Source organism: Amycolatopsis acidicola (assembly GCF_007713735.2).
GTDB lineage: Bacteria > Actinomycetota > Actinomycetes > Mycobacteriales > Pseudonocardiaceae > Amycolatopsis_E > Amycolatopsis_E acidicola.
In genome coordinates this window covers 1-10,158 of sequence record NZ_VMNW02000085.1, presented here as the reverse complement: position 1 = coordinate 10,158, position 10,158 = coordinate 1, and the positions used below count along the sequence as shown (strand labels likewise).

The following is a 10,158-nucleotide window of genomic DNA, read 5'->3' as shown; positions in this document are numbered from 1 at the left end:
TCGCGGGGCTCGATCACCTTCTCCATGCGGCGCCCGGGTTTTCCGGCGTCTACCATGGAACCCGTGACGTCGAGCCCCACGGCCGCCCCACCGCGCAACGCCTTCCGCGAACAGCAGCGAAGGGAGGCGCACGAGCGCTATCTGGACTGCGCGAGAACGGTTTTCGAGCGGCTGGGCTACCACGGGGCGACGGTGGCCGACATCGTCACCGAGGCCAACGGCAGCCGCGCCACCTTCTACGCGCACTTCCGCGACAAGGCGGACATCGCCGCCGCCCTCTTCGAGCGCGCGCTGCCGCCCGGCGCGGCGATCTACCGCCTGACCGCCGATTTCCCCGAGCTGACAAGGGAACGCGTGCGCGACTGGCTCGACGGGCACGTGCTCGGGTTCTGGGTCCGCTACCGCGTGGAGATCGACGTGATCAACCACGCCATCGCCGACGACCCCGGCGCGGCGGCCCGCCACTACCGCTGGATCACCGACGCCGCCCGGGAACTCGCCCCGTATCTCGTGCGCTGGACCGGCGAGCAGGAGGAGGTCGGGCTCACCCGCGCCTCGTTGCTCGTGCTGCAACTGGAACGCCTCTGCTACCACTGGCTCGTGCGGGGGGTCGAGCACGACCGGGGGATGCTCCTCGATATCCTCGCCGATCTCTGGTACCGGGAACTGGTGTTGCTGCGCGAAGGGCCCCGATGATTCTGCTCGACGGCGGGCTCGCCACCGAACTCGAAGCCCGCGGTCACGACCTTGCCGACGCGCTCTGGTCCGCCCGCCTGCTCGCCGACGATCCCGGTGAGATCCTGGCAGCGCACGAGACTTTCTTCCGTGCCGGGGCCGAAGTCGCCATCACGGCCAGCTACCAGGCCAGCTTCGAGGGCTTCGCCGCGGCCGGGTTCGAGCCGGACCAGACGGCGATGTTGTTGCGCCGCAGCGTCGAACTCGCCCGGCACGCCCGGGACAGCGTCGGCGGGAAACGCTGGGTCGCCGCGTCTCTCGGGCCGTACGGGGCGATCCTCGCCGACGGCTCGGAGTATCGCGGCCGGTACGGCCTCAGCGTCGGGCAGCTGACGGAGTTCCACCGCACCCGCGCGGTGATCCTCGCCGGCGCCGGGCCGGATCTGTTCGCGCTCGAGACGGTCCCGGACGTCGACGAGGCGGTCGCGATGCTCGCCGCGATCGACGGGCTCGGCGTCCCCGCGTGGCTTTCCTACACGGTCGCCGGCGGGCGCACGCGCGCCGGGCAGCCGCTGGAGGAGGCGTTCGCCGTCGCGGCGGGGGACGAGCGGATCATGGCGGTCGGGGTCAACTGCTGCGACCCGGACGACGTCGCCCCCGCGCTGGAGATCGCGCGGCGCGTCGCGGGCAAGCCGGTGATCGCGTATCCGAACAGCGGTGAGCACTGGGACGCGGCGGCCCGCCGGTGGACGGGCGGCTCGCGGTTCCGGCCCGAAGCGGTCGCCGGGGCCGATCTCGCGGGAGGCTGCTGCCGGGTCCGCCCGGCGGACATCGCGCGCCTCCGCCACTCGATGGAGGCCGCCGCCGGTCACTGACCGTCGACCACCCCGGGGGCCACCGGGCCCGGTTTCCCCTGATCAGTCGGTCGGCGGAACAGGTCCTCACCAGCGCACCACAGCGCGGCCCGGCGCGGTAGACTCGTCGGCCTGCACGGCTGAAGATGGGTCACCGGACGGTGAAATCCAGCTGGAGGAGGCGCACCGAAAGTGGTATCGCCGACCGAGATCGCGCAGCTGCCCGCTGTGGACGATCCCGGCGTGCTCGCGCGCATCCGGGATCATTGGCTCGACGGGTCCGACCACGCCGAGTCCCACCGCGAGCTCGGCGAGCAGTTCGTGGTGTGTGCCCCGCACCTGCCGTATCTGGTGCGGGCCGAGCGGCGGATGCTCGGGCGCATGGTGCGGTACCTGGTGTCCCAGGGCGTGCGCCAGTTCCTCGACCTCGGCTCCGGCGTCCCGGCGCGCGACCACGTGCACGAGGTGGCGCAGGAAGCCGCCCCGGACGCGCGCGTCGTGTATGTCGACCGTGATCCCGGCCTGTGGCAGGACGGTCTCCGCCTCCTCGAAGGCAACGAGAACGCGGCGTATGTCTGCGCGGACCTGCTCTGCCCGGACGACGTCTGGCGCTCGCCGGAGGTCCGCCGCCTGCTCGACCTCGCGGAGCCCACGGCGGTGCTGCTGATCGACACCCTCCCGCACCTGACCGAGCTGCAGGACCCGGACGCGGTGGTGGCCGCGTTCGTCGGCCCGCTCGCGCGCGGGTCCTACCTGGGTATTTCCCATTTCATCCCGGATGAGAGCCTCGACGACTGGTGGCCGCTCTACGGCAAGATGTTCGGCCCGCCGCCCTCGGTCACGCTGCGCCCGCCGGAGCGGATAGCGCAGTTCTTCACCGGCCTTGACCTGCTCGAACCGGGCGTGGTCCCGGTCCCGCTGTGGCGCCCGGACGTGCGGCCCGACAGCGACCGCAACCCCGAGCGCGCGCAGATCCACGCTGGTCTGGCCCGCAAGAACTGACCGTCCTTTAAGGACTCCCGGGTTCTCCCGACGTGCTCGCGGGATGAAACGGTGAGCCCCGTATGTTCATGCCGTAGAGGGACTGTCAGACGAGGACTCAGGAGGCTGTGGTGTTCGATCCGGAGGAGCTTTACGAGGTGGACTCCGAGCTTCCCGAGCTGAGCGGGGCGGTGCTGCTGCACCAGCTGGACGGGTTCATGGACGCCGGCACGGCGGGCAAAGCGGTCAGCGAGCACCTGCGGGAACGGCTGGATTCGACCGTGGTGGCGCGGTTCGACGTGGACCGCCTCATCGACTACCGCGCGCGCCGCCCCAGCATGACGTTCGCGGCCGACCACTGGGCCGGGTTCGAGGCGCCGGAGCTCGCGGTCCGGCTGTTCCACGACGAGGCGGGCATCCCGTTCCTGCTGCTGGACGGGCCGGAGCCGGACCACGAGTGGGAGCGCTACGCGTCGGCGGTGCGCAGCCTGGTCGAGCGGTGGGAGCTGCGGATGGTGGTGCACTACCACGGGATTCCGATGGGCGCCCCGCACACGCGCCCCCTGGGCGTGACAGCGCACGCCACGCGCGCGGAGCTGATCGGGGAGTACCAGCCGGTGCTGAATCAGTTGCAGGTGCCGGGCAGCGCGGCGGCGCTGGTCGAGCTGCGGCTGGGGGAGTCGGGGCACGACGCCGCCGGTTTCGCCGCGCACGTGCCGCATTACCTGGCGCAGTCGAGGTATCCGGCCGCGGGGCTGACGCTGCTCGGTTCGGTCACGCGCATCGCCGGGCTGTCGGTGCCGGACGAAGGGCTCGTCGAGTCCGCGCGGCGCACCGACGAGGAGATCGAGCGTCAGGTTTCGGAGTCGGACGAAGTGGCCGAAGTGGTGCGGGCGCTGGAACGCCAGTACGACACCTTCGTCGAGGCGATGGACAAGAAGAACCTGCTCGCGGACGAGACCGAGATGCCGACCGCCGAGGAGCTGGGCGCCGAGTTCGAGCGGTTCCTCGCCGAGCAGCAGAACGGCGAGTGACCCGGCCCGGCGAAACGGGCTGATGCGGATTGGCGGGGTGCTCTGGCAGTCGTGCCGGGCGGTCGTGGCCGGGGCGGGCTGATGCGGAACCGCGACGTGCCCGGGCCGGCACCGCGGAGTGTCAGCCGAGGCTGCCGCGCAGGGCGCTGACCCTGTCGGCGGCCGCGGTGAAGTCGGCCTGATCCAGCTGCCCCGCCTGAAGGGCGTTCACCATCGCGTCGGCCGCGTCGTCACCCTGGGCGGCGTCGCGCGCCGAGCACAGGATCAGGTCCATCCCCGCCGCCGCGGCGGCGACGGCGCGCTGACCGGTGCCGCCGTAGGCCTGCAGCGAACCGGCTTCGAGCGCGTCGGTCACCGTCACGCCCTGGAAACCCAGGCGGGCGCGCAGTTCCTGGCGCACCACCTGCGAGGAAAGCCCCGCGGGGTGGGCGGAATCCAGCGCCGGGTACGTCGCCCACGACACCATGACCAGCTTGACCCCGGCCGACATCGCCGTCGGATACGGCGCCTCGTCGACGTCCCGGAGTTCCTGCAGCGGCGCGTTCAGCGTCACCGGTGTTTCGTCGGTGTTCTGGTCCTTCGCCGCGGATCCGAGGCCGGGGAAGTGCTTCGCGGCGGCCGCGACCCCGGCCTGCTGCTGCGCGGTGATGAACGCCTTGCCGAGCTCGCCGGCCACGGCCGGGTCCTTGCTGTAGGAGCGGCCGTACTGGTCGTCGAAGTCGCCTGCCTCCCGGTACACGTCGAGCACCGGGGCCAGGTTGACGTTCATCCCGGCGCTTTCGAGGTTCCGCGCCGCGCCGGTGCCCGCCTGCGCCGCCGCGGCCACCGGGTCCGCCGACTGGCCGATCTGCTTCTCCGACAAGGTGGGCTCGCCCGGCAGCCGCCGGACCTTCCCGCCCTCCTGGTCGGTCATCAGCAGCAGGGGCTGTTTCACCGGGCTCTCCGCGTTCGCGGCGTTGAGCTGCGCGATTACGCCCGCGATCTGCTGGGTGCTCTGGATGTTCTCGCCGAAGAAGATCACCCCGGCGGCCTCGCCGGCCTTGATGCGGTCGAGCAGGCTCTGCGGCGGGGTCAGCCCGGGGTAGGAGTAGATGACGCGCTGCCCGGCGAGCTGGCGCGGCGTCAGCGAAGCCGCCGCGTGCGAGGTTCCGGTCAGGGCGAACGTGGCGCCGAGCGCGATGGCGACGGCGACGCGGGCCCAGCGGCCGAGATTGCCCATCTGGCACTTCCCCTGCGGTGATCGGCGGCGGAGTGCCGCTCACCCTACCGCCGTCCGGCCGCGGGCGAAACTCGTTGGTTCGGACCACTGTCCCGCCAGCGGAAACCCAGGGGCGCTCCGGCGGAATGCGCTTCCCAGCCCGGGAAACCCGTGCGGGCGAAGGAAAGCCACGCGCCGCGCAGCCGGTGCCCGAGTTCGGCCAGCTCGTCCCAATCGGTGCCGGCCAGCATCGGCGCCGGCGCCCACGACGCGCGATCGCCCAGCAGGAAAGGGAGTTCTATGCAGTGGCAGGCGCCGAACCCCGACTCCGGCGCGGACCAGTCGAACCGGTAGCCGAACACTTTCCCGCCCGCCGTCGCGAGTTTGTCCGCGAACCGGCGAGAAGGCGTCTCGAAGACGAACTTCGTGATCCCGGTCTTGACGGCGTCGAAACCCTTGCGTACCGGGCCGATCGCCTCCAGCGGCGCGAGCTCCGGCCGGTTGTTGAGGTAGGTGTTCATCTCGTCCCGCGTGGTGCCGATCAGCACGTCCACCTCGCGCGCGCGACTCGCGGCGTCGTCCAGCCACCGCGCGGCACTGGGCAGCGGATCGGTTTCCGCGGCAGGGCAGAACGGTGGTACCGAATAGATTCCGCCGGGGCCGGACGCACGGGCGATCGCTTTTCCTTGCGCGGCAAGGATCTCGTCGACCGTCGCGGTACGAGGGTCTTTCCGGAGCGCGGCGGTGAAGAAACGGGCGATGCGGTCCGAAGCGCGCTGCCCGGCGATTTTCAGGCCCAGCGGGGCGCTTTGCACGATCGCGCGGTGGAACAGGCCCCTGGTCTCGGGCACCGCCATCAGGCACGCGATCGAATGCGCCCCCGCGGACTGCCCGAGCACGGTGACCGCGCCGGGGTCGCCGCCGAAGGCCGCGATGTTCTCGCGCACCCAGCGCAGCGCGGCGATCTGGTCGAGCAGCCCGAGGTTGCCCGGCGAAACCCCGTCCAGCTTCAGGTAACCCAGCGCGCCGAGCCGGTAGTTGATGCCGACGAAGACCACGTCTCCCTCGGCCGCCAGCCGCCGCCCCTGGTAGAACTCCAGCGAGGCCGAGCCGGTGACGTACGCGCCGCCGTGGATCCACACCAGCACCGGCTTTTTCGGGCCCTCGGTGCCGGGGGTGAGCACGGTGAGGTTCAGGCAGTCCTCGTCCTGGGGAGCGGGCGGCGGTTCGCCGGTGACCGAGCCGGGGCGGAAGGGCGGCTGCGGGCTCATCGGCCCGTGTCGGGTCGCGTCCCGGACACCCGTCCAGGAAGGCGCGGGGCCGGGCGGCGCGAACCGGGCAGCCTGCGCGTACGGGATGCCGCGGTAGGCGGTCAGGCCGTCCTCGCCCGTCTCACCCCGAAGCCGCCCACCGCTGATCGTCACCACGTTTCCCACTCTAGTGCCCCTTCGGTTGACGGCGGGCGGCGTCCGGACGACGCTGGGCCCGGAGTCCGATCGAGGGTGGGGGTGCGCCGGGATGACGACCACGGACGAGCCGCGGGCGCGGACGGAACTGGAGTACGCCGCGGGGTTCGGCAACGAGCACCACAGTGAGGCCGTGCCGGGCGCGTTGCCGTCCGGGCGGAATTCGCCGCAGCGAGCGCCGCTCGGGTTGTACGCGGAACAGCACAGCGCCACGGCGTTCACCGAGCCGCGGGCGCAGAACAGGCGCAGCTGGGTGTACCGGATCCGGCCGTCCGCGGCGCATCCGCGGTTCCGGCCGATCGACGCGCCGCGGCTGCTCAGCGCCCCGGTGCCCGGGGGAGTGGCGGACCCGAACCGGAGGCGCTGGAACGCCCCGCCGCTGCCGGAGCGGCCCGCGGATTTCGTCGACGGGCTGTCCACGATCGGCGCCAACGGCGATGTGCTGCAGCGCAACGGGATCGCGATCCACTGGTACACGGCTACCACCTCGATGACCGACCGGTACTTCGCCGATGCCGACGGCGAGCTGCTGATCGTGCCCGAGCTCGGCAGCCTGCTGCTGCACACCGAGTACGGGAAGTTGTTCGTGGAGCCGGGGGAGATCGCGGTGATCGGCCGCGCGGTGCGCTTCCGGGTGGAGCTGCCGGACGGCCGGGCACGCGGCTATGTCTGCGAAAACTACGGGCGCCCGTTCACCCTGCCGGAGCTGGGCCCGATCGGCGCGAACGGCCTCGCCAACCCGCGCGACTTCCTGTACCCCGTGGCGGCGTACGAGGACCGCGAGGAAACCGTGCAGGTGGTGCAGAAGTTCGGCGGCAGGCTGTGGGCAGCGGACTACGACCATTCGCCGCTGGATGTCGTTGCGTGGCACGGGAACCACGCCGCGTACAAGTACGACACCGCAAGGTTCAACGTGCTCGGCACGGTCAGCTACGACCACCCGGACCCGTCCCTCTACACGGTGCTGACTTCGCCGACGGACACGCCGGGCCAGGCGAACGCGGACTTCGTGGTGTTCGCCCCGCGCTGGCTCGTCGGCGAGGACACGTTCCGCCCGCCGTACTACCACCGCAACGTGATGAGCGAGTTCATGGGCCTGGTGAAAGGGGTCTACGACGCGAAGGCCGAGGGTTTCGTGCCCGGCGGCGCGAGTCTGCACAACATGTGGTCGGCGCACGGGCCGGACGCGGAGACCTTCGAGAAGGCGAGCACGGCGGAGCTGAAACCGCAGAAGATCGACGACACCCTGGCGTTCATGTTCGAGACCCGCTGGCCCGTGGTGACGACCGAAGCGGCCCGCGAGGCGGCGCATCTGCAGCCCGACTACGACTCCGTGTGGCAGGGCGTCCGGCGTAACTTCACCGGATGATTCCCGTGCGGGACAAGGCATGCGCCATCACCACTGAGCCGGGCAGTTCGGGTGCCCGGCTCTTCGGAGTGTGCTCACACGTGCTGCAGGATCCTGTCCAGCGCGCCGAGCCTGCGCTGCGCGCTCGCGAGGCTGTGGAGCACGTGCGGATCGGCCTTGTCGATGAGCGCCGTGATGCCGTCCTGCGCGACGTCCGGCCTGCCGCCCAGCTGCGGGTACGCCGCCAGGTCCAGCAGCGTCTGTTCCACTGTGGTCACCCAGCCGTTGCCCAGCGAGCCCGAGTACCGCTCGATCTTCAGGCGGCGCGGGTCGCGGCGGACGAAGGAGACCGTGGCCTCTCTGTCGGTGAACCGGAGCGTGGGCCGGTTGCGCGTGGTGGCCACGACGCCGACGCCCAGCTCCTCCTCGAAGGCGCCGTGCGCCTGCGCGGCGGAAAGTCCCATCAGGGCAACGGATCGCGGCCCGTCATCGGCCGCGGCGATGCCCCAGCAGGCTGCCTCCAGCTCGGGGAGCCACGCCGTGCCCACCGCGTCGCTCGGCACCATCGCGTAGTAGCCCGGAGCGAGCCGGTGCAGCAGGCCGCCCTCGGCGAGCCGTGCCAGCCCCGGATGCTCGGGAAGCGGGACGCCGTCCATTTCAGCTGCCGGGACCACCCGGACGGCGCGCCGGAGCAGGGCCGGCAGGAGGTCGTGCACTACCTGTCGTGTCATATCCATCACCCTCGGTAGAGGTTACGGGCCGCGCCGCTCGGCTGACAATTCACCGGAAGGGCGAAAAAACCGGGAACAGTCCACAGTGGAGTCTCACGAATCGCTGACATTCCGGGGGATCTGGCACCTTCGCGCGGGGAACGCCATCCGTTCGTACCATCGGGCCGGGCCGGTTTCCGTATCCGTGGCGCGAAGTCAGCCCGCCCGGCGCCGCGCGGCGCGGCGGTGCGCCGTCAGCCATTCGATGACCGGGGCGAGGCCCCCGTCCTCGAGCCGGCACGGCCGGAACTGCGCGTCCCGGCCGCGGCTGATCAGCCCGGCTTCTTCCAGTGTTTTGAGGTGTTTGGAGACCGCCTGGACGCTGATCTCGAACGGCTCGGCCAGTTCGTTCACCCCGGCCTCGCCGGCGGTGAGCCGCGCCAGGATCGCGCGCCTCGTCGGGTCGGCGAGCGCGGCGAAGGCTCTGCTGAGCGGGTCCGGCACTGTGGTCAACCTCACGGTTGCTCAACTGTTCGGTTTAGTTTGCGGACGGGGCCACAGCGTGTCAAGCGGCAACTAAAGGTCTTTAGGCCCTAACTGGAACACCCGTGCAGCGACGACCCTCGACCTGGGAGGACTGGAGGAGTTCGGAAGGTGATCTGTGGTGGCTGAGGCGGCATGCGAATCCGGCACCCCGTGCCGGGCCGGTCTGGGGAGCACCGATGCCGGGTTCCGCCGGCGGCTGGGTGGCGGGAACCCTGATCCGATGGTCGGCGCGTGACCGTGACGCGCGACGCTTCGGCCGACTCAGTGGCGATCTCGGGGGAATCCGGCCTCGACCGGCTGGCGCAGGAGGCCGCCGGCGGGGATCCGGCGCGGATCGCCCGGCTCGTCGACGCGATGGGGCCGGTGCTGGTGCGGTACTGCCGCGCGAGGATGGGGCGGCGCGACCATTCGTACCGGGCGGCCGACGAGGTGGCGCAGGAGGCGGGGCGGGCCGTGCTCGTGGCCGTGCCCGGGTACTCGGGTGGGCCGTTCCTGCGGCTGCTGCACCAGATCGCGGCGCGCACCGTCGACGAGCTGGACCGCCGCCCCGCGCACCCGCCCGCCGGGACCGAGCTGACGGAGTTGCTGCCCGCGCTGCCCCGGATGGAGCGCGACATCATGGTGCTGCGCGTGGGCACGGGACTGTCCACTGAGGACACTGCACTGGTGCTGGCCGTCAGTCCGGCCGAGGTGCGCGTCGCGCAGCACCGGGCGCTGACCCGGTTGCGCGCGATGCTGTGACGGTCAGGCAGGTCTGGTCGGTCTGGCCAGTCACGCCGGTCTGGCCGGTCTGGCCTGCGCATCGCGAAGCCGCCTTGCTCGGTGTGCCGCCGCTTCGGAGGTTTCCGTCGAGTCGGCCGCGCGGCTCCGTCCCGCACCGGCGTCCTTGGCCGTCGTCGCCTGATCCGATTGGGTTGCCCCGGCTGTCTGGCTCGCTCCGCGTGCTCCGCCCGTCGGGTGTGTGCCGCTCGCTTCGCCGCCAGCCGCCACGTCGCTCGCGTCGTGCGCTTCCGCCGCTTCGCACGGGATGCCTGCCTCGCCCGCGTGGCCCGCGCTGCCCACGGCGCCCCTGCTGTTCGCGGTGCCTCGCGCTGCTCGTGCTCCTCCCGCTACTCGCGGTGCCGCGCGGTCCGCGGTGCCTGCGTGGCGCGTGCTGCCCGGGTGGCCCGCCCTGTCCACCGCGCCCATTTCGCCTGCGTCGCCGCTTCGCCCATGCTGCCCCGCTGCCTGCGCGGCCCGCGCTGCCCACTTCGCCTGCCTCGCTCGCCTCGCCCGCGCGGCTCGCGTGGCGCGCCTTCGCACGACCCGTCCGCCCCGCTCGCCCCGCCCGCGCGGCTCGCTTCGCC

11 protein-coding genes are annotated in these 10,158 nt (G+C 71.8%); 6 read left to right on the top strand and 5 right to left on the bottom strand.

The window, feature by feature from the left end; translation table 11 throughout:
• Positions 1-63 precede the first annotated feature (63 nt).
• The 4 genes from FPZ12_RS36445 to FPZ12_RS36430 all read left to right on the top strand — a co-directional run bounded on the left by FPZ12_RS36445 (position 64) and on the right by FPZ12_RS36430 (position 3,544).
• The gene (locus FPZ12_RS36445) at positions 64-696 is read left to right on the top strand and encodes a TetR/AcrR family transcriptional regulator (RefSeq protein ID WP_243770222.1); all 633 of its coding nucleotides are present in this window, start codon (positions 64-66) and stop codon (positions 694-696) included.
• On the top strand, positions 693-1,550 hold the full coding sequence (gene mmuM, locus FPZ12_RS36440; RefSeq protein ID WP_144751941.1) for a homocysteine S-methyltransferase: 858 nt from the start codon (positions 693-695) through the stop codon (positions 1,548-1,550). Before FPZ12_RS36445 ends, mmuM begins: the two co-directional genes overlap by 4 nt.
• Before the next feature lie 171 nt (positions 1,551-1,721).
• Complete coding sequence (locus FPZ12_RS36435) at positions 1,722-2,531, top strand: SAM-dependent methyltransferase (protein ID WP_144751938.1); 810 nt, start codon at positions 1,722-1,724, stop codon at positions 2,529-2,531.
• A gap of 107 nt (positions 2,532-2,638) precedes the next feature.
• Positions 2,639-3,544, top strand: a complete 906-nt coding sequence (locus FPZ12_RS36430) for a proteasome assembly chaperone family protein (protein ID WP_144751935.1) — start codon at positions 2,639-2,641, stop codon at positions 3,542-3,544.
• Positions 3,545-3,665: 121 nt separating this feature from the next.
• Here FPZ12_RS36430 and FPZ12_RS36425 read toward each other — a convergent pair whose 3' ends face one another.
• Both FPZ12_RS36425 and FPZ12_RS36420 read right to left on the bottom strand, forming a co-directional pair.
• The gene (locus tag FPZ12_RS36425) at positions 3,666-4,763 is read right to left on the bottom strand and encodes a glycoside hydrolase family 3 N-terminal domain-containing protein (protein WP_144751932.1); all 1,098 of its coding nucleotides are present in this window, start codon (positions 4,761-4,763) and stop codon (positions 3,666-3,668) included.
• 44 nt (positions 4,764-4,807) lie between these two features.
• Positions 4,808-6,169 (bottom strand): carboxylesterase/lipase family protein, encoded by a 1,362-nt coding sequence (locus FPZ12_RS36420; RefSeq protein ID WP_243770221.1) that lies wholly within the window; start codon positions 6,167-6,169, stop codon positions 4,808-4,810.
• Between the two features lie 91 nt (positions 6,170-6,260).
• Between FPZ12_RS36420 and hmgA the strand changes: the two genes are divergently transcribed.
• A complete protein-coding gene (gene hmgA / locus FPZ12_RS36415; protein ID WP_144751927.1) occupies positions 6,261-7,577 on the top strand; it encodes a homogentisate 1,2-dioxygenase in 1,317 nt (438 codons plus the stop codon).
• 74 nt (positions 7,578-7,651) lie between these two features.
• On the opposite strand, the gene FPZ12_RS36410 is transcribed toward hmgA, so the two are convergent.
• Entirely contained in the window at positions 7,652-8,287 is a 636-nt protein-coding gene (locus FPZ12_RS36410; protein WP_144751925.1) for a type IV toxin-antitoxin system AbiEi family antitoxin domain-containing protein, read from the bottom strand.
• A gap of 195 nt (positions 8,288-8,482) precedes the next feature.
• On the bottom strand, positions 8,483-8,770 hold the full coding sequence (locus FPZ12_RS36405; protein WP_144752008.1) for an ArsR/SmtB family transcription factor: 288 nt from the start codon (positions 8,768-8,770) through the stop codon (positions 8,483-8,485).
• A 273-nt stretch (positions 8,771-9,043) separates the two neighbouring features.
• Here FPZ12_RS36405 and FPZ12_RS36400 point away from each other — a divergent pair, with 273 nt between their 5' ends.
• Positions 9,044-9,553 (top strand): sigma factor-like helix-turn-helix DNA-binding protein, encoded by a 510-nt coding sequence (locus tag FPZ12_RS36400; protein WP_243770220.1) that lies wholly within the window; start codon positions 9,044-9,046, stop codon positions 9,551-9,553.
• Positions 9,554-9,921: 368 nt separating this feature from the next.
• On the opposite strand, the gene FPZ12_RS46120 is transcribed toward FPZ12_RS36400, so the two are convergent.
• On the bottom strand, positions 9,922-10,158 hold a 237-nt coding region (locus FPZ12_RS46120; protein WP_208026138.1), incomplete at its 5' end, for a hypothetical protein.